22 protein-coding genes are annotated in these 22559 nt (G+C 66.5%); 9 read left to right on the forward strand and 13 right to left on the reverse strand.

Going from position 1 to position 22559, the window contains the following annotated elements; translation table 11 throughout:
• Window positions 1–17: 17 nt before the first annotated feature.
• The 3 genes from ACH2CY_RS19190 to rimP are packed head-to-tail and all read right to left on the reverse strand — an operon-like array spanning window position 18 to window position 2790.
• Window positions 18–686, reverse strand: coding sequence for an RNA-binding protein (locus ACH2CY_RS19190; RefSeq protein ID WP_395020956.1), 669 nt, complete (start codon window positions 684–686; stop codon window positions 18–20).
• 26 nt (window positions 687–712) lie between these two features.
• Window positions 713–2212: a transcription termination factor NusA gene (nusA, locus tag ACH2CY_RS19195; RefSeq protein ID WP_395020991.1), complete on the reverse strand. Its 1500-nt coding sequence runs from the start codon at window positions 2210–2212 to the stop codon at window positions 713–715.
• A gap of 59 nt (window positions 2213–2271) precedes the next feature.
• Window positions 2272–2790, reverse strand: a complete 519-nt coding sequence (rimP, locus tag ACH2CY_RS19200) for a ribosome maturation factor RimP (RefSeq protein ID WP_395020958.1) — start codon at window positions 2788–2790, stop codon at window positions 2272–2274.
• A 257-nt stretch (window positions 2791–3047) separates the two neighbouring features.
• Between rimP and ACH2CY_RS19205 the strand changes: the two genes are divergently transcribed.
• The 4 genes from ACH2CY_RS19205 to ACH2CY_RS19220 all read left to right on the forward strand — a co-directional run bounded on the left by ACH2CY_RS19205 (window position 3048) and on the right by ACH2CY_RS19220 (window position 6834).
• Window positions 3048–3728, forward strand: a complete 681-nt coding sequence (locus tag ACH2CY_RS19205) for a hypothetical protein (protein WP_395020959.1) — start codon at window positions 3048–3050, stop codon at window positions 3726–3728.
• A 137-nt stretch (window positions 3729–3865) separates the two neighbouring features.
• The gene (locus ACH2CY_RS19210) at window positions 3866–4048 is read left to right on the forward strand and encodes a hypothetical protein (protein WP_395020961.1); all 183 of its coding nucleotides are present in this window, start codon (window positions 3866–3868) and stop codon (window positions 4046–4048) included.
• A gap of 84 nt (window positions 4049–4132) precedes the next feature.
• Window positions 4133–5956 (forward strand): S8 family peptidase, encoded by a 1824-nt coding sequence (locus ACH2CY_RS19215; RefSeq protein ID WP_395020962.1) that lies wholly within the window; start codon window positions 4133–4135, stop codon window positions 5954–5956.
• Between the two features lie 26 nt (window positions 5957–5982).
• Entirely contained in the window at window positions 5983–6834 is an 852-nt protein-coding gene (locus ACH2CY_RS19220) for a hypothetical protein (protein ID WP_395020963.1), read from the forward strand.
• On the opposite strand, the gene ACH2CY_RS19225 is transcribed toward ACH2CY_RS19220, so the two are convergent.
• Window positions 6831–7835 (reverse strand): Gfo/Idh/MocA family protein, encoded by a 1005-nt coding sequence (locus tag ACH2CY_RS19225; RefSeq protein ID WP_395020964.1) that lies wholly within the window; start codon window positions 7833–7835, stop codon window positions 6831–6833. The two genes, ACH2CY_RS19220 and ACH2CY_RS19225, sit on opposite strands and share 4 nt — an antisense overlap.
• A gap of 128 nt (window positions 7836–7963) precedes the next feature.
• Here ACH2CY_RS19225 and ACH2CY_RS19230 point away from each other — a divergent pair, with 128 nt between their 5' ends.
• On the forward strand, window positions 7964–8911 hold the full coding sequence (locus ACH2CY_RS19230) for a 2-hydroxyacid dehydrogenase (protein ID WP_395020965.1): 948 nt from the start codon (window positions 7964–7966) through the stop codon (window positions 8909–8911).
• A gap of 13 nt (window positions 8912–8924) precedes the next feature.
• Here ACH2CY_RS19230 and ACH2CY_RS19235 read toward each other — a convergent pair whose 3' ends face one another.
• Together ACH2CY_RS19235 and ACH2CY_RS19240 are read right to left on the reverse strand one after the other, a co-directional pair.
• On the reverse strand, window positions 8925–9632 hold the full coding sequence (locus ACH2CY_RS19235) for a hypothetical protein (RefSeq protein WP_395020966.1): 708 nt from the start codon (window positions 9630–9632) through the stop codon (window positions 8925–8927).
• Entirely contained in the window at window positions 9632–10438 is an 807-nt protein-coding gene (locus ACH2CY_RS19240) for a class II aldolase/adducin family protein (protein WP_395020967.1), read from the reverse strand. The genes ACH2CY_RS19235 and ACH2CY_RS19240 overlap by 1 nt, the downstream gene beginning before the upstream one ends.
• Before the next feature lie 145 nt (window positions 10439–10583).
• Between ACH2CY_RS19240 and htpG the strand changes: the two genes are divergently transcribed.
• Complete coding sequence (gene htpG / locus ACH2CY_RS19245) at window positions 10584–12461, forward strand: molecular chaperone HtpG (protein ID WP_395020992.1); 1878 nt, start codon at window positions 10584–10586, stop codon at window positions 12459–12461.
• Between the two features lie 6 nt (window positions 12462–12467).
• Here the strand turns inward: htpG and ACH2CY_RS19250 are convergent, their stop codons facing one another.
• Window positions 12468–14498: a hypothetical protein gene (locus ACH2CY_RS19250; RefSeq protein ID WP_395020968.1), complete on the reverse strand. Its 2031-nt coding sequence runs from the start codon at window positions 14496–14498 to the stop codon at window positions 12468–12470.
• A gap of 145 nt (window positions 14499–14643) precedes the next feature.
• On the opposite strand from ACH2CY_RS19250, the gene ACH2CY_RS19255 reads away from it, so the two are divergent.
• On the forward strand, window positions 14644–15477 hold the full coding sequence (locus tag ACH2CY_RS19255) for a hypothetical protein (protein ID WP_395020969.1): 834 nt from the start codon (window positions 14644–14646) through the stop codon (window positions 15475–15477).
• A gap of 13 nt (window positions 15478–15490) precedes the next feature.
• Here ACH2CY_RS19255 and ACH2CY_RS19260 read toward each other — a convergent pair whose 3' ends face one another.
• The 3 genes from ACH2CY_RS19260 to ACH2CY_RS19270 form a co-directional block, all read right to left on the reverse strand.
• On the reverse strand, window positions 15491–16438 hold the full coding sequence (locus ACH2CY_RS19260) for an ornithine cyclodeaminase family protein (protein WP_395020971.1): 948 nt from the start codon (window positions 16436–16438) through the stop codon (window positions 15491–15493).
• A 51-nt stretch (window positions 16439–16489) separates the two neighbouring features.
• Entirely contained in the window at window positions 16490–17389 is a 900-nt protein-coding gene (locus ACH2CY_RS19265; protein ID WP_395020972.1) for a DUF1223 domain-containing protein, read from the reverse strand.
• Between the two features lie 191 nt (window positions 17390–17580).
• The gene (locus ACH2CY_RS19270) at window positions 17581–17739 is read right to left on the reverse strand and encodes a DUF1674 domain-containing protein (protein WP_395020973.1); all 159 of its coding nucleotides are present in this window, start codon (window positions 17737–17739) and stop codon (window positions 17581–17583) included.
• A gap of 68 nt (window positions 17740–17807) precedes the next feature.
• On the opposite strand from ACH2CY_RS19270, the gene htpX reads away from it, so the two are divergent.
• On the forward strand, window positions 17808–18737 hold the full coding sequence (htpX, locus tag ACH2CY_RS19275; protein ID WP_395020974.1) for a zinc metalloprotease HtpX: 930 nt from the start codon (window positions 17808–17810) through the stop codon (window positions 18735–18737).
• Here the strand turns inward: htpX and ACH2CY_RS19280 are convergent.
• A complete protein-coding gene (locus tag ACH2CY_RS19280; RefSeq protein ID WP_395020975.1) occupies window positions 18688–19752 on the reverse strand; it encodes a GlxA family transcriptional regulator in 1065 nt (354 codons plus the stop codon). The genes htpX and ACH2CY_RS19280 overlap by 50 nt on opposite strands.
• Before the next feature lie 67 nt (window positions 19753–19819).
• Here ACH2CY_RS19280 and ACH2CY_RS19285 point away from each other — a divergent pair, with 67 nt between their 5' ends.
• Entirely contained in the window at window positions 19820–20074 is a 255-nt protein-coding gene (locus tag ACH2CY_RS19285; protein ID WP_395020976.1) for a DUF1272 domain-containing protein, read from the forward strand.
• A 26-nt stretch (window positions 20075–20100) separates the two neighbouring features.
• Here ACH2CY_RS19285 and ACH2CY_RS19290 read toward each other — a convergent pair whose 3' ends face one another.
• Together ACH2CY_RS19290 and ACH2CY_RS19295 are read right to left on the reverse strand one after the other, a co-directional pair.
• Entirely contained in the window at window positions 20101–21162 is a 1062-nt protein-coding gene (locus ACH2CY_RS19290; protein WP_395020977.1) for a calcium-binding protein, read from the reverse strand.
• A 282-nt stretch (window positions 21163–21444) separates the two neighbouring features.
• Window positions 21445–22512 (reverse strand): calcium-binding protein, encoded by a 1068-nt coding sequence (locus ACH2CY_RS19295; protein ID WP_395020978.1) that lies wholly within the window; start codon window positions 22510–22512, stop codon window positions 21445–21447.
• Window positions 22513–22559: the final 47 nt, after the last annotated feature.

A 22559-nucleotide genomic window follows, 5' to 3' on the forward strand; every position in this document is an offset into this window, starting at 1 on the left:
CGCTTTGGTCGCTTGGTTCATTCGGTTCGAGGCTGAGCCGATGCGTGGCCCGCACCGGCAACCCCGTCGTCAGAGAGTCCTTGTTGGCGCCGCAGCACCGTCTTGAGGCGGTTGGCCAGCCCGCCCGGGGCCACCGCGACATGCACGGCATGGTCCCGCCCGATGGCCCGGCCAAGCTGCTCGGCCGTCAGCGGCGCCCATATCTCTACCTCAGGAAGGGTGCGTCGCGCCAGCTTTGCGCGCCCATCCGCCCCGGCATCCTTGGCCTCGATCAGCAAAACCGCCTTGCCGGTGCGCAAAGCGACATCGACCTTTTCGAAACCGGTCACCAAACTGCCACTTCGCCGGGCCAGGCCCAGCAGATCGACGACCTGCCGGTCAATCAGACCCGCCACCCGGTCCACCAGATCGGGATCCGGCCTGACCGGCGCCCGCATCGCCTTGGCGAAGGCGTTCTTCTTGACCGCCTCGGCCAGGACCTTGCGGCTGGCGGTGACCCAATAGCCCCGGCCGGGAAGATTTTCCGACAGGTCCGGCACGATCGCGTTGTCGGGCCCGAGCACGAAGCGGATCAGCTGGTCCTTCTCCAGGGCCTGCCGGGTCACGATGCAGCTCCGCTCGGGCAAGGTGGAATCGGCCGCGCTGCCCGAAACCGGCATCGCCTCCCCTCCGTCCTTGACCGTCATCGTCGCTGCTACCATGCCTTCAAGCCTTACTTCTCATCCGCAAACCAATGGGCGCGGGCCGCCATGATGATGGCGTTGGCATCCTCGGTCGAAACCTCGAAATCCTTGAGGATTCCGTCCTTCGGGTCATTGAGCTCGTCGGCGGCGAGGTCGGCGAGGTCGTCCAGCGACTTCACGCCCTTCTCGCCCAACGCCACCAGCATGGCCGGGGTCAGGCCCTCGATGGCGGCGACATCGTCGGCGACGCCCAGCTCGCGGCGGCGCGCGTTCATGCGCTCGGCCTCGGCTTCGATCCAGGCCAGGGCCCGGGTCTTCAGCTCGGTGGCGACGTCTTCGTCGAAGCCTTCGATGCCGGCCAGGTCCTCGGTCGGCACATAGGCCACTTCTTCAATGGAGGTGAACCCTTCGGTCACCAGCAATTGGGCAATGACGTCATCGACATCAAGGGCGTCCATGAACATCTGCGAGCGGGTCTTGAACTCTTCCTGGCGCCGCTTGCTCTCCTGCTCTTCGGTCAGGATGTCGATGTCGAAGCCGGTCAGCTGCGAGGCCAAACGCACGTTCTGGCCGCGGCGGCCGATCGCCAGCGAAAGCTGCTCGTCGGGAACCACGACCTCGATACGGCCGGAATCCTCGTCGAGCACGACCTTGGCGACCTCTGCAGGCGCGAGGGCGTTCACGACAAACGTGGCCGGATCCGGCGACCAGGGAATGATGTCGATCTTCTCGCCCTGGAGCTCCTGGACGACCGCCTGGACGCGGCTGCCGCGCATACCGACGCAGGCACCCACCGGGTCGATGCCGCTGTCATGGGAGATGACGGCGATCTTGGCGCGGCTTCCGGGATCGCGGGCCACGGCCTTGATCTCGATGATGCCGTCATAGATCTCCGGCACTTCCTGGGCGAACAGCTTCGCCATGAAATCGGGATGGGTGCGGGAGAGGAAAATCTGCGGCCCGCGCGGCTCTTCGCGCACGTCGAGGATCAGCGCCCGGACGCGGTCGCCGTTGCGGAAGGTCTCGCGCGGCAGCAGCTCGTCCCGGCGCAGCATGGCTTCGCCGCGGCCGAGATCCACGGTCACGTTGCCGAACTCGACGCGCTTCACCAGGCCGTTGATGATCTCGCCCTTGCGGTCCTTGAACTCCTCGAACTGGCGCTTGCGCTCGGACTCACGGACCTTCTGGACGATCACCTGCTTGGCGGTCTGGGCGGCGATGCGGCCGAAATCGATCGGCGGCAGCTCGTCGATGATGAAGTCGCCGACCTTCAAATTGGCGTCGCGGCGATGCGCGGCCTTGAGCGGAATCTGGGTCGCTTCGTTCTCGACGACCGTATCGACCACTTCCTGCACGCGGGTCAGCTTGATCTCGCCGGTCTTGCGGTCGATCGCGGCGCGGATGTCGTGCTCATGGCCATACTTCGAGCGGCCCGCTTTCTGGATCGCCTGCTCCATCGCGATCAGCACTTCGTCGCGGTCGATGCTCTTCTCGCGGGCGACCGCGTCGGCGACCTGCAGCAGCTCCATCCGGGGGATGGCGATCGTGGTGTCCATGGCCATGGCTTCTTCTCTCTAACCTCGGTCTCTCAATTCAGCGTTTCTGGTTCTTCGTTGGCGCCACCGTCATTCGCCTCATGCGCGGCGATGAGATCGTCGGTCAGCACCAGCTTGGCTTTCTCGATTTCTTCCAGCGGCAGCGCGAGCGCCGCGCCTTCCACTTCGATCTTCACGTTCTGCGCGTCCAGGCCGAGCAGCTTGCCCTTGAAGCGCTTGCGGCCGTCGATGGGCGCCCGGGTCTCGAGCTTCGCCTCGAAGCCGGCGAAACGCTCGTAATCCTTGGGCCGGGTCAGCGGCCGGTCGATGCCGGGCGAGGAGACCTCGAGCGAATAGGCACCCTCGATCGGGTCCTCGACATCCATCACCGCGGAGATCGCACGCGACAGATGCGTGCAGTCGTCGAGCGACATGTTGAGCCCGTCCTTGCGCTCCGCCATGACCTGGAGAGTCTTGCGGTGGCCGCCGGACACGGTGAGGCGCACGAGCTCATAGCCCATGCCTTCCACCGTCGGCGTGATGATGCGTTCAATCGTCTGGCTCAGCGCCATTCTGCTCTTCAGTCCGTGTCGCTATCCCCAGGCGCCGAATGAGACTCGGGCAATAAAAAAGGCGGGCCGTTGGCCCACCCTTATCTGGATCTCATAACGACCCTGGGATTTGCCGGGAATATAGGCTTTTCCGGCAGGCTGGCAAGGGGTTCCGCGACGGCAATATGGCGAAGTCCCTGGAAACGGCCCGGGAAAACCCCATATTGTTGCGCTCCCCGGATTTGTTGTGACGTGGCAATAGGTTAACGAGCTTCGGCATGTCGCCGCGACACTTGATCCTCCCGGCTTGGCTGATCGGCGCGCTGGCGCCGCGTCTCTACAACGAAATCGGCTTGGCGATCTCCGGCCCTCCCGGCGGCGCTGCTGTCCTGCCATCGGCATCTTCCTGGGTGACGGAAAGCGTGATTGCGCTCGTTCCGGCCATCGGCGCGGCTGCCGCCAAGATCTACCCCGCGCCCGCGCCGGAACAGGCGGCGCTGCTGCACTATGCAGCCGTCGACCTTGCCTGGGCTGCGGTCTTTGCACTCACGACCATCCTGCTGCTGGCGCCGGGGATGCTTGCGCCCGCGCCGTTCAACGCGCTTTTCCCGCATTTCAAGCAGCGCATCAAGACCGGGAGACGGGTCCTCCTCTTCCTCGGCAGCATTTCCATGTGCCTGCTGGCGCTCATCGTTGCGTTCGCCGGCGTGATCGAGATTTTCCATGGCGACGTGGTTACGGATGCGCATCGCTATTGTTCGGTCTCGGATGGCTGGGGGAAGCATTCCCGCTGCCTCGCCCATGCCGACCATGACTTCGCCGGGACTGTCCGCAAGCTGGGCTGGGTCATCAGCGGCATCGCTGCTTTCGCGGGCCTCATCTTTTGGGCGATTCCCGGATCCCTTCGCTATGCGTACTGGATCGCCACCTGGAAGGGTCGGCGCTCGCGGTTCTCGTGACAGAGCGCTTTGTGTGAGTCACCACGTAAATACGTTAACAGCCCAACAGAAAATGTGATACTTATCATATACTTCGCTGCGATTCTCCTGCAGGCTGTCCGGGCTCGACATCGTTTCGGCCAATCAGGAGCGGATCCATGACGAAGCACGACCAGAAGCCTCATCCGGCCCAGCCCAACACAAAACCGGCGACGGACGGCGTTCTTGCCGACGAGACGCTGGATCGCGTCAACGGCGGCACCGCCTGCGAGACCCTGTCCAACGTCTCGAAGACCCGCAGCGAAATCTCGATGACCTTCGCCCGCAACGCGCGCGGCTAGGTCAAGCGCATCGGGATCTGGACCGGCGGCGGCTGGAGCGTAGAATGACCCGCGTGGGGCGGACCCTTTCACTGGGGGACCGGCATGGCGAGGGGCGTTCGAACAGCAGCCGCCAAGCGGCGTCACCGCAGCAAGCCGAAGCCGGCCGGGCCGCGCGCGAAGACCAGGCCGCGCGCCAAGGCGAAGGGTAAAGCAAAAGCCCGAACGACCACGACGACAATGCGCGCCGCCCGGCGGCTGATCGCGCGCAACATCGGCGTGCGCGATCCCAATCGGGTGTTCGAGCCGGTCGAGCGTGACCTCAGCCTGCTCTCGCTGGTGATCGAGGCGGCGCCTTCGGCCAGCGCCACAGCGCTGCGCCGGCATCTTGAGCGGGTCTACGGCGACGTCATCGTCACGCGCCTGTTTCCCGATTACCGCGAAGGCACGGATATTCCGTCGCTCCAGAACTATTACGTGGCGACCTTACCCGCGGTCAGCCTCAACAACCTGATCGCCAACCCGCATGATATCGCCTATGCGGCGGTCGAGAAGGGCGTGGTCGCCGGCGCCGAGCCGGACCTGCCGGTCTCGCCCCTCAGCGTCATCTGCAAGGACCCGCGCGCGGAATCCCACGCGGACAAGCGCTGGTCGCTGACCCAGATGCGCGTGCCGCGGGCCTGGGACAAGCTGGCCGATGCCGGGAAGGACCGCGGCGGCGGGATCACCATCGGGCATATCGACACCGGGATCACCAACCACGACCTGCTGTCCCGCCAGACCAATCCGATCGGCGGTTTCGACGAGATCCGCGGCAGCCCGAGGGGCGAGGATCCGCTGCCGAGCGACCAGAGCCTGGCGCTCGCGGAGTTCTTCGGCCATGGCACACAGACGGCCAGCATCATCGCCGCCGATCCCGGCAACGTCGATGCAGAGCTGAGCGGCATCGCGCCCGATGCGAAGCTGGAGCCGATGCGGGTGACGCGGTCCGTCGTCCTGGTCCCGCCCAGCATCGCCGCCCAAGGCATCGACCGCGCGGTGCGGCAGAACTGCGACATCCTCTCGATCAGCCTGGGCGGAGTCACCGGAACCGGCGTCTGGGCGGCGATCCGCAATGCCTATGCCCGGGACATGCTGATCTGCTGCGCCGCGGGACAATGCGTGCCGGTCGTGGTCTGCCCGGCGCTCTATCCGCAATCGATCGCCGTCGGCGGCGCACGGCGCCGGACCGACGCCGGTGGCGGCATCATGGAGGGCCCCTGGACCCGCAGCGCCTCGGGACGCCTGGACATCGCGGCTTCCGCCGAGAATGTCTGGAATGCCACGGCCAGCCGGCTGTTGCCTTCGACCGGCACCAAGCAATCGGAAGGGACCTCGTTTGCGGCGCCCGCGGTGGCGGCGATCGGCGCGCTGTGGCTGCGCTTCCACGACGACAAGGAGCTGAAGAACCGCTACCGCCGGCGAACCGCGCTCAACCGCGTCTTCCGGCAAGTGCTCGCGGCTTCGGCGCGGATGACGCCCTATTGGCCGGACCATGGCTGGGGCCCGGGCATCGTCGATGCGGAAGCGGTGCTGAACGCAGCGCTGCCGCCGCCCGGGCCACTGATCCCATTGCCGCAGTTCCTGCTCGACAATGACCCGCCCGACCTGTTCGGCCTGTTCGAGCGCATCTTTTGGGACCAGCCGGCGGCGGCGATCCGTGCCGTGCTCGGCCGGATGTTCGGCGCCGCCGATCCCGCAGCCTTGCGCGATCAGCTGCAGCAATACGGCGGCGAGCTCACGCGCTTGCTGCAGCAGACCGAGGAGAATTTCGAGCGGGTGCGCGATGCCGTCGCCGCCGAGGCGCAGGGCCAGGCCGATCGCGCCGCGGAGGCCGCGCATCATGTCGCCCAGTCCGCCTCCGACAAGCTGCGCTCGGTGTTCGGCTAGAGCGCCGGCATCAGGCATCGGATTTGGTGGCGCGCCGGCAAATCCGCTATGATGGCGGGTCGAAGCGGCTTCTCATTGCGATCATGCAACCGGACATCCAGGACGACGCGACGCCCGGGCAGCGCGAATATGCATTCGCCAAGGCCTATACCGAAGCGCGGGCTCGCCGCGGGTACGGACCGCGAAAGCTCGCGAGTATCGGATGGCTTGGCGCGGTGGCGCTGCCGATCCTTTGTGCCGCGGTAACGCCATGGCTCTCGACCGGAGCCGCGCCGGGCTGGATGCGCGCAACGGAGCGGCTGGGCGAGGCTTTCGCCGTTCCCCTGCCCTTGCGCTTCGTCGCGCGGGAGGTCTTCGGGAACGATCAGGGCAGCGCGTCGAAATTCATGAGCATCGCCGGCATCGATCTTCTTTCCATCGTCTGCGCCTGCCTCTGCGCCTTCAGCCTGCTGCCGCGACCGCGCCTGCGCCCGAAGCCGGACGGCATCCAGATCAGCTTCCTGAACGACCTCACCAAGGGCTTCCGCCTCGGCAAAACACGCCGCTCGCTGCGCGTCGGCGGCGCAGCGGGCGGCGTCGTAAGCGCACTGTTCATGCTCGTGCTGATCCTCGGTGGCCTGCACTTCTTATTCCTGCGGCCGATGCAGGAGGGCAGGTTCTTCGCCGATGTTCGGGTGGAATGCGCAGTCAATCCAGCTGTACTGGAGCCCGAAAGCAGCGGGCGGAGCGCCACACCCCATTGCCTTGAAACCAGCGCCTGGCACCTGGCCTGGCGCGCGAGCTTCGCCGGGCTCGCGGTTCCTCTCACCCTGCTGCTGGCGCTCAACTACGCGATCTATCCGGTCTGGCTGGCCCTCGGCCGGCCGATGCGCAGCTAGACCGCCTCCCATTTGCCGCTGTCGCCGCTCTTGTAGAGCGCGTCGATGATGCGCATCTGCTGGACCGCGTCGGTGATCGGAAATGGCCAAGCCATCTCCTTCCGGACCGCCTTGGAGAAGGCTTCGGCCTGGAGCGTGTACTGGTCGCAGGGCTCGACCGCGATGGTCTCGATGCTGCTGCCCTTCAGGTCCTGGCCGGTGTCCTTGAAGATCCGGCAGGGATAGCCCGGGGGCGCGTTGAACGGGATCTCGATTTCGATCCGGCCCTTGGTGCCGAAGACCTGGACCCGCTGGTAGGGCACCAGCTGGGTCGAGACCATGAAGGAGAGCTGCCGGTTGCCGGGGAACTTCACCAGCGCGCTGGCGAGGCGATCGGTGCCGAACTTCGGGTCGCGGTCGATGATCGAGACCACGCGCTCCGGCTCGGTGCCGAAGAACCAGCGGCCGGAAATGATGCAGTAGCAGCCGATGTCGTAGATGCCGCCGCCGCCGATGTCGTTCATGTTACGGACGTTCATCGGGTCGTCGTTGAAATAGCTGAAGCTGACCTGGACCGCGCGCACCTCGCCGATGGCACCCTCGGCCACCAGCTTGCGCGCCGTCAGCCACTGCGGATGCCAGCGCACCATGAAGGCTTCGGCCACCAGCTTGCCGGAGGCGCGCTCGGCCTCGACCAGCTGCTCGGCCTCGGCGGCGGTGAGCGCAATCGGCTTCTCGCAGAGTACGTGCTTGCCGGCTTTGAGCGCCTGGATCGTTACCGGCACATGGAGGTGGTTGGGCAGCGGGTTATAGACCGCCTCGATCTCCGGATCGGCGAACAGCTCCTCATAGGAGCCATAGGCCTTGGGGATGCCGAGCTTCTTCGCCGCTTCCTGGGCCTTCTTCAAGTCGCGCGAAGCGATGCCGCGAAACTCGACCCCCTTGGCCTTGAGCATGGCCGGATTGACCTTTTCCATGCCGATCAACGCCGTGCTGACGACACCCCAGACCACCGGTTTCATGGATGCGCTCCCCTGATGAATGTTTGGAAATCGGCGCGAGTTTAGGTGCTGGATCGGCGCGCGTCGAGATGCTGGATCGCCTGAGAAAGATCGGCGAAGATGGCGAAGCTCACCCCGGGGATCCCGCATTGCCGCTCATCGCTTCGCCCGACGCCTCGCCGGAAACGGTCGGCCTGCTGCAAAGCTGGAAACTGCCGGCCGGCATGACGCTCGCGGTCGAGACCGGCCCGGTCGACAACGATGCCCTGCTGATCGAGCGCTGCGGCAAAGCCGATGCGATCCTGCTGAACTGGGCCAAGGTCTCGGGCGCGGCGATCGCGGCCTGCCCCAACCTGAAGATCATCTCCTTCCTCGGCATCGGCGTGGACGGCTTCGTCGATTTCGCCGCCGCCCAGGAACGCGGCATCCGCGTCGCCAATGTTCCCGGCTATGGCGATCGCACGGTGGCCGAGCACGCCATCGCGCTGATGTTCGGTGTCGCCAGAAGGGTGGTGCAGTTCGACGGGGTGGTGCGCGGCGGCGGCTGGGCCGAGCACCCCTCGGGCCTGGAGCTCAAGGGCCGGCGCATCGGCCTGGTGGGCTTCGGACCCATTGCCCGGGAGACCGCGCGGATGGCGCTGGGCCTGGGCATGGAGGTGGTGGCCTGGACCCGCAGCGCCGGCCGCTATCGCCGCAACTTCTCGACCGTGAAGTTCATCGACCTGGCCGAGCTGTTCGCCACCTCGGACGTGGTATCGCTGCATCTTTCGCTGAACGACGCCACCCGCGGGCTGATCGATGCGGTGCTGCTCAACTCGCTGAAGCCCAGCGCCATCGTCATCAACACCGCGCGCGGCGGGCTGATGGATTACGATTGCCTGGAGAAGCTGCTGGCCGAGAACAAGATCTATGGCGCCGGGCTCGATGTCTTCCCGACCGAGCCGATCCCGGACCGGCCGCTGATGCACCTGCCGAACGTGGTGCTGACGCCGCATATCGGCTTCAACAGCACCGCGGCGCTCGAGCGGCTGGTGCGCGGCGGGCTCGACAACATCCTCAATTTCTTCGCCGGCAAGCCGCAGAATTTGATCGTCTAGCTTGATCGCCTGATCAGGGGTGGCGAACTAGAATCTCGGTGCCGGCCTTCTTCGGCGCGACGATGTTGTAGCTGCCGTCGCCGGTCTTCTTGACGCCGAGACCGGCCCAGATTCCCTCCAGGGTATCCGCGCTGGTCGCCTTATAGGCCACGACGCCGGGCAGCTTCTCCGGGTTGCTGCTGTAGGCCACGACCAGCATATCGTCGAGCAGCACGCCGACGCCGATGCTCGGCGGCTTGGCGATCGGCCAGTAGAACACGAAGGTGTTCCCGGTGCGCTTGATCTCGATCGTGCCGGTGTAGTTGGTGAGACCGTCGCGGTTCTGCCCGAGCGTCACCTTGTAGGTGCCGTTGAGATCGGGCGAGCCTTCGAGCGTCTCCTTGCCCAGCTCCGACTTGAGATCGCCGCTGTCGGCCCAGAGGCCCTCGAGCACGCCACCCTTGACCTTGTAGACGGCGATGCCGAACTTCGTGTCGGGGCCGCCATAGCCGACGCCGATCTTGTCGCCCTGGCGGATGCCGATGCCCTTATAGGCGGCGCCTTCGGCGAGCTTCCACAAGACGATGTGGACCTTGCCGAGCTGCTCGATCTGGACGGCGGCTTTGTAGTTGCGGTTCTGCGGATCGACGCCGGCGGCCGCGTATTTCCCGACCAGGTCGTCCGCCGCCGCCGTGCCGAGCGCAGCGACGAGGAAGAACAGCGCGAGGCAGAGCCGGCGCATCAGTTCTTGTAGCCCGGGTCGATCCGGTCCAAGAGGCGCAACAGCGCGCTCCAGGCGAGATCATAGCCGTCGGGATCGCTCAAGGTGCGACCGTCGCTGGACGGCACTGGCGGCGCGTTGAACTGGCGCTCGGCATGCTCGCAGACATCCTTGGGCGGAATCACCAGCGCCTGGCCGCCGGCCTGCGCCGTCAATTGGATCTCGCAGGCCTTCTCCAGGTAGTACATGCGCAAGAACGCCTGCTGCGCGTCCTTGCCGACGGTCAGGAGGCCGTGGTTGCGCAGGATCATCACCGACTTCGACCCGAGGTCCGCCACCAGCCGCTTCTGCTCGTCGAGGTCGAGGGCGATGCCTTCATAATCGTGATAGGCGACGTTGTTGTAGAATTCGAGATTGATCTGGTTGACCGGCAGCAGCCCGTCCTTCTGCGCGGCGATGGCGCAGCCCGCCTTGGTGTGGGTGTGGAGCACGCAATGGGCATCCTCGCGCGCGCCATGGATCGCGCTGTGGATAACGAAACCGGCCGGGTTGACCGGATAGGGCGTCGGCTCCACCGCGCGGCCGTCGAGGCCGATCTTCACCAGGTTCGAGGCGGTGATCTCGTCGAAGAATAGGCCGTAGGGATTGATCAGGAAATGATGTTCCGGCCCCGGAATCCGCAGCGAGATATGGGTGAAGATGAGGTCGGTCATCTTGAAATGGGCGATCAGCCGGTAGCAGGCGGCGAGTTCGCGCCGGAGGCGCCATTCCTCGTCAGAACGCTGGGGCGCCGGGTTTCCCGGCACGGCTTTCAACGCGGCGGTCATCGATCCATCCTCGTAACGCGGTTCATGCCGTTCATTCTGACGGAAGTCGGGGCATTTATGAAGGGCCGGGAGGGGCCTTGAAACTCGGCGGTATTTTCAGCATATGAGCGGCCGAAAACCGGCATTTCTGGAGGAGCATCGGATCATGGTGGCGGAGCGGAGCGCTGAAAAGCACGGGTTCCAGGCGGAGGTCAGCCGCCTGCTCGACATCGTGGCGCATTCGCTCTACAGCGACAAATCGGTGTTCCTGCGGGAGCTCATTTCCAACGCCTCCGATGCCTGCGACCGGCTGCGCTATCTGAGCCTGACCCAGGCCGGCCTCCTGGGCGACGACCCGGACCTCGCCGTCACCATCGCCATCGACAAGCCCAACCGCCTTCTTACCATTGCCGACAACGGCATCGGCATGAGCCATGACGAGCTGATCGCCAATCTCGGCACCATCGCCCGGTCGGGCTCGGCCCAGTTCATGAACGAGCTCGAAGCCGAAACCAGCGGCGACAAGAAGGTCTCGCTGATCGGCCAGTTCGGCGTCGGCTTCTATTCAGCCTTCATGGTCGCCGACCGGGTCGCGGTCACCTCGAAGCGCGCCGGAGAAGAGAAGTCCTGGACCTGGGAATCCGAGGGCCGCGGCGAGTTCACCGTGACGCCGGCCGAGAAGCCGGGCCGCGGCACCGAGATCGTCCTTCACATCAAGGCCGGCGAGGACCAGTGGCTGGACGCCGGCAATGTCTCGAAGGTGGTCGCCAAGTATTCAGACCACATCGCCTTGCCGGTGCGGTTGAACGACGGCACGGGCGAAAAGCACGTCAACCAGGCGGCGGCGCTCTGGACCCGGTCGAAGTCCGAGATCACGCCGGAGCAATATACCGAGTTCTATCACCACGTCGCGCATGCCTTCGACGCGCCCTGGGCGACCTTGCATTTCCGGGCGGAGGGCAAGATCGACTATACCGGGCTGATCTTCGTGCCCAGTGCCAAGCCCTTCGATCTCTTCCACCCCGACCGCAAGCAGTCGCTGAAGCTCTATGTGAAGCGGGTCTTCATCACCGACCATTGCGAAGACCTGCTGCCGAGCTGGCTGCGGTTCCTGAAGGGGGTGGTCGATTCCGAGGACCTGCCGCTCAACATCAGCCGCGAGACCCTGCAGGCCAACCCGCTGATCGCCAAGATCCGCGCCGGTCTCATCAAGAAGGTGCTGGGCGAGCTCGCCAAGATCGCCGAGAACGAGCCCGAACGGTATCTGCAGTTCTGGGAGAATTTCGGCGCGGTGCTGAAGGAAGGCATCTACGAGGACGAATCCAACCGCGCCGCGCTGTTGAAGCTGGCGCGCTTCCGCACCACAGCCGGAGACGCGCCGATCAGCCTCGCCGACTATGTCGGCCGCATGAAGGAAGGCCAGACCGGCATCTACACGATCAGTGGCGACGAGGTCGAGGCGCTGCAACGCTCGCCGCATCTCGAAGGCTTCCGGAAAAAGGGCGTCGAGGTGCTGCTGCTGACCGATGCGGTCGATGAGTTCTGGATGCAGGCGGTCGCCGAATTTGAAGGCAAGCCGTTCAAGTCGGCGACCCGCGGCGCCGCCGAGCTCGACACCGTGAAGAAAGCCGACGGCGCCCCGGAGGAGAAGCCGGAGCCGAAGGCCGAAGGCATCGACAACCTGATCGCCCTGATGCGTCTGACCTTGAAGGACGCGGTAAAGGACGTGCGGGTTTCCGATCGCCTGACCGACAGCGCCTGCTGCCTGGTCGCGGCCGAAGGCGATCTCGACATGCATCTGGAAAAGCTGCTGCGCCAGCATAAGAAGCTCGAGGCTTCGCTCCAACGGGTGCTGGAGATCAACGGCACCCATCCGATGATCGCGAGCCTCGCGAAAGCGGTCTCCAAAGGCGGCCAGAACAGCGCGCTCGACGATGCCTGCTGGCTGCTCCTGGACCAGGCCCGGATCCAGGACGGCGAGACCCTTCCCGACCCCGCCGCCTTTGCGCGGCGGATGAATGCTTTCCTGCAGAGGGGCCTGTAGGACCGCCTATTCCGCGATGTTCGCTTCCAGGATCTCGCTGCCTTCGAAGCGGTCGGCGAGGATCCAGCGGCCGGTCGGCGTGGTCGGCCCGCCCGAGGTGAAGTGGCGCAGCTTGTTGGCGTAGAGATACCATCTGCCGTCGCGCTGCTCGGCGGTCGTCACCTGGAACTCGTCCCAGACCCAGTGGTAGACGCTGACCACGAGGTCGCTGCTGGTGTTCTCGTCGATGCTGCCGGTCATCTTGTCGAAATGCTGCAGGTCGGCATTCACCACCAGCCGCTTCCACTGGTAGCCGTATTCCGGCCGCCGCAGCACCTCCTCGGCGATCGCGACCAGCTCGGCATCCGACGAGCGCGCCTCGGGCATGCGCACCGAGGCCAGCGCCTCGCTGTGGCTGCCCTGGTATTTCTCCAGGGCGCCGGCGATCTTCGCGCGCTGGGCGGCGCGGTCGGGTGCGTCGGTCCGCGCCACGGCGCCATCCAACGCCGCGGCGGCATCGACCGCGACCAGGCCGGTCTCCAGGTTCTTCTGGTATTCCTCGAACTTGCCGGCGCCGGTGATGAGATTGGCCTGGTCGTCGGCATTGCCGGTGTCGGCATTGTTCAGCAGGTCGGCATAGGTGAGGCCCTGCTGGACCGCGGCGTCGAGCGCCGCCTGGGAATTCAGCAGCGACTGGTTCACCTCCTGCGGCGTCACCACGGCGAGCGCGGATTGCGACCGGTTGAAGCTCTCGACCTGATCTGCGGTCAGCGGAACCTTGCCGTTGATGCTGTCCAGCCAGGCGAGATCCTCCGCGCTCTGCCGGCGAATCCCGGCGATCGCCACACCGTAAGCCGCGGCCTCGTCCTTGGTCGCGCTGCCGGTGAGCGGCGGCGGCACCTTGAAGCCGCGCGCATGCCCATCGATCTCGGCAAGCCGCGCATTCACGTCGCCATATTGCGCCACAGCCGCGCCGGCCGATTGCGCGCGCTGGTCGATGGCGCCGGCGACCTGGGCGATGTCCTGGCCGAGCGCGACGACGCCGGGATCCTGCGGCGCAGAGAGGGCGTCGAGGCCCGCACGAATGCCATCGAGATCGCGTTGCAGGCCATCGACGGTCTCGGCCACCGCGAAGTCGGTGGCGTCGAGGGTGTTCACCCGGTCGATCTGCTGCTGCAGCGTCTGCTTGAGCGCCGCGACGCGTTTCTCGACGATGGTGCCCTTCAGCTTCGCACGGTGCGCGTCGGCCGCCTGCCACTCCGCCGTGGTCTTGTCGGGCAGGGCGTCGAGGGTCTGGCCGATGCGGTCGAGGTCGGCGAGGAAGCGCTCGGCGAGGCGCGCATCGCCCGGCTGCATCGGCTCCACCTGGCGCTCGATCAGGCCGAGCTCATGCTCGGCGCGGGCGACATTGGCGTCGCCACCGCCACCGCTGGGCGCCGCCGCGCCGCCGCCGCTGTTCGCCGCGGCGATCAGCGCGTTCATCTGCGCCACGAGATCGTTATAGCCGTTGGCCGCGGCAACCCAGGCGGGATCGCCCGGGTTCTGCGCCGCGGTGATTTCCCGCGCCAGCTGGTCGAGCTCGCTGCGCTGCTGCTGGATCTTGTCGATCTCGTTGGGCTGAGTTGCGGCGACCGCGGCGTTGAGGGCATCGAGATGCGCCTGCGCGGCGGCGACCTTGGGATCGGCGGAAGGCGCGGTTGCCGGGGCGGCCGCGGGCGGCTCGGCGCTGGTCGCGGCGGGCGCTGCCGGCGCAGGCTCCGGCGTCTTGCCGGCGGCGAGATCGGCCAGCGCCGCCTCGGCCTTGGCGAGCCGGTCGGCCGCCGCGGGATAATCGGGATCGCCCTGGTTGGCACCGGCAAAGCGCTGCTGGGTGACCTTCAGCAGGTTCTGCACCCGCTTGATTCCGGCGCCCTGTCCGGGTGTCAGCGCCGAGATCTGCGGCTCCAATCGGGCGAGGTCGTCGAGCGTCGCCTTGACCGCGGCGTCCTGCGCCCAGGCTGAACCGGAAAGGACGGCCAGCACCGTCCACACGCAAAGCAGCGCCAAGACCCGCGTCATCTGTTCCCCCGCCTTGTGCAGGCATACCGCCTGACACCGCCCCTAAAGGAAAGAATACCCCTCGGACGCGGCTTGGCAACGGGGCTTAGGGTTAAGAGAGCGGAACATCGAAGCGCCGGCGGAGGAGTGATATCCTTGGGCCGTCATGCCACCATCGATTCTTCCATCCCGAATCGGAATCGGCGCTGCGCTTGCGGCGGCGCTGGTTCTCGGGTGGTCGGCGGCGGCGCTGGCGGATAGCTGCGCGTCGGATCTCTCCGACGAGACCTTCGCTGCCGTCATGACTGACTACTGGCGCATCGACCGCCGCATCGTCCCCAGCGGCCAATACGCCCTGGGCCCGGGCAACCTGCTTGCGGCGGTGTCGCCGACACCCAGGAAGATGAACCCCTGGACCATGGTCATCATCGGGGGCGCCGTCGAGGCCGGCTGGGCTTCGGCGAGCATCGACGGTGTGGTCATCGCGCCGACCGGCGCCGGAGATGTCTTCGCGCACGCGATCACGGACGGAGAGCAGCACAGTTTCGATTTTGCGATCACCGATGTCGGTCGTGAGATCGCACGCAAGGCGGGGGCGCCGGCGGACAACCAGTCGCTCTATCCGAAGCTCGGTCACGCCGATCATTTCAATATCCTCGGCAACGATCCGGTGGAAATCGGCGCGCACAAGCTGCGCGTGGTGCAGGCAAATTTCGACCTGGTCGACCGCCCGCCGAACCTGGAGGCCTACGTTCGCGGCCAGATGGCGGTGGTTTCGGCGATGTCCGGTCGCCCCGTCAACAAGGCCAACACGACAGACAGCGAGCATAAGCAGGGGCGCTTCCTGTTGGAGCTCCGTGATGGCTGTCGTTGGAAGCCAGCCGCGGCGGATATCATCGACCTCGGCAAGTCCTTCACGACGCACCGCGTCGACAAGTCGCTCGCCTGCCTGCGGGCCGACCCGGCGGCCACGGCGGAGTCCTGCCTCAGCGCGGACTAGCGCGCCGGCGGCCTTACATCCGCTCCAGCATCAGCTTGGCCGCGGCGAGGTCCTCGATCGCCGTGCCGACGGATTTGAACAGCGTGATCTCGTCGTCGCGCTTGCGGCCGGCATGCTTGCCTTTGCACAGCTCGATCAGGTCCGCGACGACGCTGCTTTCCTTGATCACCCCGGCTTTCAGCGGCTGCACCAGGTCGCCGCCTTCCTTCAGCGCACCACCGCGGGTGTCGCAGAACAAGGTCGCGCGCTTGACCGCTTCATCGTCGGATTCGCGGAGCTCGGGCGTGTAGGCGCCGACCAGGTCGAGATGCGCGCCGGGCTTCAGCCAGGCGCCCCGGATCAACGGCTCGGACGAAAGCGTCGCGCTGGAGATGATGTCGGCGGTCCGCGCCGCCGCTTCGAGATCGCGCGCGACCTCGACGGCGATACCGGCCCTGGCGAGCTCCGCGGCCTTCGCCTCCGCCTGTTCCGACTTGCGGGCCCAGAGCAAGGTCTTCCTGATCGGACGCGCGGCGCGGTGCGCCTCGATCAGCGGGCGGGACAGCGCGCCGGCGCCGACCATGAGATGCGTCGCCGCATCCTGGCGGGCGCAGAAACTCGCCGCCAGCGCGGAAGCCGCCGCGGTGCGCCGCACGGTCAAGGTGGTGCCTTCCATCAGCACCTTGGGAATGCCGGTGGCGCCGTCGAGCAGCAGGTAGATGCCCTGCACCGCGGGGAGATGGCGGGCGCCGTTGCCGGGCGTGATGGTGACCAGCTTGACGCCGACCGACTTGCCGCCTTCCCAGGCCGGCATCAGCAGCAGGGTCTGCTCCGGCTCGCCCGGGATTGCGATCGGATGATGATGCCGGACCGGCACGGTCCAGTCGGCGGCGAAGGCGGCCTTCAGCGCCGCGATCAGCGACGGGTAGTCGAGCTTGGCGTTGAGCGTCGCCGATGAAACGAAGGGAATGTTGGTGGTCATGGATGCCCCTGGTGTTGCGCGGGGCACTCTAGTGGGGTTCCGGCGCCGCGGCTACCAGGCCTCGCCGAAGTCGAAGGCGACGGCAGCGACGATCGGGCCATAATCGGCGAGGTTGGCAATGATGGCGCAGCCGTTGGGATTGGCGGCCTTGGCCTTGGCGTCGAGCTTCAGCGGCAAGGTGCTGCGGCCGCCGTTCCAGACCGCGACCTTCTGCAGCGAGCGCACGGTGTTGAAAGACTCCGACTTGCGGCCGTTGTTCTCGCCGCTGTTGATCGCGGACTCGTCCTTGTACTGATAGGTGACCAGCCAGATCGTGGCCGGCACCGGCAGTTTCGCCTCGGGCAGTTCCAGCAGGACCTGGCCGGTCTGCGGATCGCGCACCACCTCGATCGGATACATCCGCTGGCGGGCCTTGGCCTCGCGGATGCGCTGCTCGATGATGGCGCGGTTGGCGCCCTGGGCATCGCTGGCGCCGGCGACCACGACCTGCGGCGTGTAGACCATGTGCTGGCCCAGGGTCATCGCATAGGCGCGCTGGCGGCCGACATAGACCGGGTCGGCGAACTGGTCCTTCCAGCCGATATAATCCCAGTAGTCGACATGGAAGGAGAGCGGCAGCACGTCCTTGCGGCGCGCGAGCGTGCCGAGATAGGCGTCGGCCGCGGGGCAGTTGCTGCAGCCCTGCGCGGTGAAGAGCTCGATCACGATCGGCCGCGATTCGGTTTCCGGGCGGATCAGTTGGCGTTGCGGCGCGGGTGCGGCGACGCCGATCCCGGCGGCCGGCATATTGGCGGAAGGAATCGTGCCGGGCGACACCGCCTCGTAGCCTTCAGGCGGCGAAGGCTGGGTCCCGATCACCGGCACATTGGGCGGCTTCGGCGTGGTGAGCGGGGTCGGCAGCGGCACGGCCGGTGCTTCCTGCGCGAAGGCAGGCGTCGCGAAGGCGGCCAAGCCACCCGCGAGCAACGCGGCAAGGCCCGCACTCCGCCATTGTCTCAGGAGGGGGCCGTATGGATACCTACCGAAGCGCATTTCGCCTGAACCTAAGTCCGCGAAGGAAGCAGCGGCCAATCACGTTCGGGTGACGGCCTAAGCCACTGGAATTCCATGCCTTCAGTCTAACCAGGCCGGGTGAAGAAAAGCTAAAAATCGGAAACCCGTCCGTTGCGCTCCCAGTCCCCGTATCGGGTGGGCTCCAGACCCTTGGGGCCGCCGATCTCTTTCGGCAGAACGGGCTTGGCCGGTGGCGTTTCCGGCGGGGTTTCGGGCTTGGTCTCGGGTCGCTTCGGCGCTTCGGTCATGCAGCGACGCTAGCTTGAAAAACCCGGGCGGCACCACGATTTTCTACGGAAAGGAGATCGCACCAACCATGGGTTACGCACGCACCGCCTTACTGCTCGCCGCCTTGACTGGGCTGTTCCTGGCCTGCGGCTGGCTGATCGGCGGCCAGACCGGGATGCTGTTCGCCTTCGGCCTGGCGCTTGTGATGAATGTCGGCAGCTACTGGTTCTCCGACAAGCTGGTGCTGCGCATGTATGGCGCACAGCCTGTCGATAACACAGACCTCAATGCGATCGTCGAGGAGCTGGCGGCGCGCGGCGGCATGCCGGTGCCGAAGGTCTATCTGATCGACAGCGACCAGCCGAATGCCTTCGCCACCGGGCGCAACCCGGAAAATGCCGCGGTCGCCGCGACCAGCGGCTTGATGCGGCGCTTGAATCGCGACGAGGTGCGCGCGGTGCTGGCGCATGAGCTCGGCCATGTCCGGAACCGCGACAGCCTTACCATGACCATCACCGCGGTCCTGGCGGGCGCCATCGGCATGCTGGCGCAGTCGCTTTTGTTCTTCGGCGGTCTCGGCGGGCGCGATCGGGAATCGCCGCTGGGCGGCATCGGCGCGCTGCTGGTGATGATCCTGGCGCCGATCGCAGCGATGCTGGTGCAGATGGCGATCTCGCGCAGCCGGGAATACGAGGCCGACCGCGCCGGTGCCGAGCTTTCCGGCCAGCCGCGGGCGCTCGCGTCGGCCTTGCACAAGATCTCGAATGCCGCCGCCGCGATCCCCAACCCGCGCGCCGAGCAGAATCCGGCCAGCGCGCATCTCTTCATCATCAACCCGCTGCACGGCAGCGGCGCCGACAACCTGTTCTCGACTCACCCGTCGACCGAGAACCGAATCGCGCGGCTGCTGGAAATGGAGGGCGGCGTTGCCGCGCCGGTGCCGCAAGCGGCGCGGCCGGGGCGGAGCTTCATCCCGCAGACCGAGCCTTCGCAGCGCTCGCGCGGGCCTTGGGGTTGAGGTTGGGGCTGACGGTGAATCGCGCCCGATAGTCGTTGGGCGCGACGCCGAGCCGGCGCAGGAAGGCGCGGCGCATCCGCTCCTCGTCGCCGAAACCGCAGTCGGCGGCGATCCGCTTCACCGGAAGGATCGACCCGACCAGGGCCCGCGTGGCGGCCTCGACCCGCAGGGCTTCGACCAGCTTGGCCGGCGTCAAGCCGTCGGCGCGGTCGGCGAACAGGCGCGCGAAGCTCCGCGGCGCCATGCCGGCTTTCTCCGCCAGGGCTTCGACCGAGAGATCGGCGGCGAGATTCTCCGCGACATGGCTGGTGATTGCGTTCAGCGCGTCGTCGCGCCCGCCAGCGCCGGCCTGGGCCAGGAGCGCGGCGCTGAACTGCGCCTGGCCGCCCGGGCGCTGCAGGAACATCACCATCTGCTTGGCGACGTCCATGGACAAGGCGGCGCCATGATCGCGCCCGATCAGCGCCACGGCGAGATCGATCCCCGCCGTCACCCCGGCCGAGCTCCAGACCGGGCCGTCCTCGACGAAGATCGGATCGAGCTCCAGCTGCACGTTGGGATAACGGGCGCGAAAGATGTCGGTCATCGACCAATGGGTGACCGCGCGGCGGCCTTCCAGCAATCCCGCTTCGGCCAGCAGGAAGGCGCCCGAGCAGACCGAGCAGGTGCGCCGTGCCTGCGCACCCGCCTTGGCGATCCAGCGCAGCAGCGGCCGGTCGAGGATCGTCTCCTGGATGAAGGAGCCGCCGGAGACGATGAGGGTGTCGATGTCCTCCAGCGATCCCGCCCGCGCCCGCGTGGTCTCCACCACCAGCCCGGACGAGGTGCTGACCGGCCCGCCCGCCAGCGAGACATAGCGCAGATCGTAGAGCGGGTTGCGCGCCGGGTCGTGACGGTTGGCGATGCCGAAGGCGTCGGAGGGACCGGCGATGTCGGTCGCCAGCGCGCCTTCGAACACCACGAAGACGATGCGGCGGGGTGGAGCGGAACCGGGTTTGGCAGGAAACGAGGGCATAACGTCATTTATGCCAAGACGCCCCGGCGGTAAACCGGAATCGCTCCACCGACGAGAGGATTGAGCGATGCTGGAACTCAGACCGAATTGCGAATGCTGCGACCGCGACCTGCCGCCGCAAAGCGCCGAGGCGCGAATCTGCACCTATGAATGCACCTTCTGCGCTTCCTGCGCCGAGACGGTGTTCGCCGGGGTCTGCCCGAACTGCGGCGGCAACTTCGTGCCGCGGCCGATCCGTCCGGAGAACAAGCTGCTGAAGGACCCGGCCTCGACGAAACGGCAGCTGCGCTCCGCGCCCTGCGGCGCCCGCACCGCCGCCTGAGGCGGCGATGCGAAATCGCTCGGGCGTTACGGCCAGGTGGAGATGTCGATCGCGGCGCTGAGCTGCTCCAGGTTGCCGTAGTTCTGGTTCTGGATGCCGTCGATCTCGATCGTGGCCCCGGTGCCGGCGAACTTGATCATCACGTCGCCGTCGTCCGAAGTCCCGATCTTGACGTTGGGATCCAGGAGGTCGACCACGCCGTCCAGGACCAGCAGATCCTCGGCCGGGTTGAAGTCCGTGATCACGTCATGGCCGGTGAGCGCCGAGTCGAAGTGGAACTCGTCGTTGCCCGCGCCGCCGGTCAGCTGATCGTCGCCGGCATCGCCCCACAGCCGGTCGTTGCCGTCGCCGCCGTCAAGCTTGTCGTTGCCGGGAGCGCCGGCATCGTTGAAGCTCTCGTCACCGAACAGGTCGTCGTGCTCGGCGCCGCCATAGATCACGTCGTCGCCGCCTTCGCCGTAGAGCCGATCCTCGCCGGTGCCGCCGTAGAGCGTGTCCTTGCCGACATCGCCATAGAGGCGATCGCCATCGGCCTCGCCATAGAGGATGTCGTCGCCCTGGTCACCATACAGGCGATCGTTGCCGTTCTCGCCGTGCAGGACGTCATTGCTGGTGCCGCCATAGAGATGGTCTTGTCCGGTGCCGCCCCAGAGGGTGTCGACGCCGGCGTCGCCGTAGAGATCGTCGTCGCCGGCATTGCCGTAGATCGTGTCGTTGTTGCCGCCGCCATGAATCTCGTCATCGCCGGTCGGCGTGCCCGCCAGGGGCGTGGGCGCCTGGTTGGTGTCGCCATAAATGACGTCCTCGCCCCAGCCGCCCTGGATGATGTCGTTGCCCGAGCCACCGACGATCAGGTCATTGCCCTCGTCACCGTCGATCGTGTCGATGCCGGAACCGCCGTAGACCTGGTCATTGCCGGCGCCGGCATTGATCGTGTCGTCGCCGCCGTAGCCGTAGATCGCCTCGTTCTTCGACGATCCGTTCAGCGGGTTGTTCAACTCGTCGCCGTAGATGGGCCACAGGATGTTGGGCTGCGGCGCCGGGAAGTTGCCGGGGGTGGGTCCGGGATTGTTGTTGTTCAAAGCCATGACGCGTTCCTCCTCTTGTCCCCTGTGGGGCGCTGCGTACCAGTCCCCAGACCTGTCGCAGGCTCGGGCCACCGGGTTTGCAGGGGAGGACCGTGAAGCGGCCTGGCTGTGAGCGGCATCACGCCGATTCAGCGGCAAATCCGGGAATTGGCCGCCTTTTCTTCGGTGTTTTGCGCTGCAACCGCATCATTTACGGCCACCCTGGGCCGGACAGGGGATACGCCGGGCAAAAACAAAGCCACCCCCGCCGGTCAGGGCGGGGGTGGCCCGGGTTAAGCCGCGTTACGGCTGGTAGGTGATGTTGATGGCGGCGTCGAGCTGGGCGACGTTGGCGTAGTTCGCCGCCTGGAAGCTGTTGAGCTCGAGCGTGGCGCCGCTGCCGGCGAATTGCAGCAGCACGTCGCCGTCGGCCGAGGCGCCGAGCGAGACGTTGGGATCGTTGGCGTCGAGCACATGCTCCAGGACCAAGGTGTCCTCGGCGGCGTTGAAGTCCATGATCACGTCGTTGCCGCTCAGGGTCGCGTCGATATAGAAGCGGTCGTTGTCGGCGCCGCCCCACATCGTGTCGCTGCCGTCATTGCCGAACAGCCGGTCGTTGCCGGCGCCGCCGGAGAGCAGGTCGTCGCCATCGACGCCTTCGGTGTTGTAGCTGCCGTCGCCGTAGAGATCGTCGTTGCCGGCGCCGCCGATGATGACGTCGGCACCGCCTTCGCCGTAGAGCCGGTCGTTGCCGTCGCCGCCGCTGATCGCGTCCTTGCCGTCGCCGCCATAGATGCGGTCCTGGCCGGCCTCGCCATAGAGGACGTCGTCGCCTTCCTCGCCGTAGAGAAAGTCGTTCTCGCCCTCGCCGTGCAGCACGTCATTGCCGAGGCCGCCGTAGAGGTCGTCATAGCCGGCGCCGCCCCAGAGTGCGTCGTCGCCGCTGTCGCCGTAGAGGTCGTCGTTGCCCTTGTTGCCGTAGACGGTGTCGTTGCCGATGCCGCCGCGCACGTAATCGTCGCCGGTCGGCTCGGCCACCGCGGCGTTGACGATGGTCTGGTCGGTGTCGCCGTAGATCGTGTCGTCGCCGCTGCCGCCATAGAGATTGTCGTTGCCGTCGCCGCCGACGATCAGGTCATTGTGGTCGCCGCCGTCGATCGAGTCCTTGCCGGCACCGCCATAGACCTTGTCGGCGCCCGCGCCGGCGCTGATCGTGTCGTCGCCGCCGAGGCCGTTGATGATCTCGTTCTTGGACGTGCCATTGATGGTGTTGGCGAGCTCGTCGCCGTTGATGAACCAGTAGACCGGGAACTGGGAGGGAGGGACGGTGCCGGGCTGGGTGGTGCCGGGATTGTTGCCGCTCAAAGCCATGACACACTCCTGTTTGTCCAAAGGGTGGGTGCGAAAGCCTGTCCCCA

This window comes from Dongia sp. (assembly GCF_041905885.1).
Lineage (GTDB): Bacteria > Pseudomonadota > Alphaproteobacteria > Dongiales > Dongiaceae > Dongia.